1 pseudogene is annotated in these 458 nt (G+C 59.2%); it reads right to left on the bottom strand.

The annotated features are described in order from the left end of the window. Positions 1-101 precede the first annotated feature (101 nt). Positions 102-458, bottom strand: a pseudogene (locus RVY79_RS17360) (hypothetical protein); the annotation flags it as partial.

The raw sequence follows: 458 nt of genomic DNA on the forward strand, positions 1-458 counted from the left end.
TTCCGGATTCGGAATGCCGCCGGAACAGCCCAAATCGTTTTTGATCGCGGTGCTCTGCGCTGTGCACTCATGCCGATACTGAAGATATCGGCAGCAGCGCATCAGAAGTGGTATTCGACCCGCACCATCGGCGTTTTTGCCAGTGAGCCGGGCACGGATGCCGGGTTGCCGAACTTGTTGCGCCAGTATTGATATTCAATGCCCGCGCGCAGCGTGTTCTTGCCCAGATGCAAAGGCGTGCCCAGGTCGTACATCAGCATGGCATCGATATTCATGTCGGGTGACGTTGGGCACCCGAATTCGTTCGTGCCCTTGGCCGCGTTGTAGTTGGCATACCCCTCAAACGACAGGCCCGTCGTGCCGATGGGGATGCCCCATGCGGCATTGAGCATCGGATGCGCCGTGTAGTGGTAGCGGCTGGTCACCCCAATCGGCTCGTTGCTCTCCCACAGCATCCG

This window comes from Chromohalobacter sp. HP20-39, from assembly GCF_033052815.1.
Lineage (GTDB): Bacteria > Pseudomonadota > Gammaproteobacteria > Pseudomonadales > Halomonadaceae > Chromohalobacter.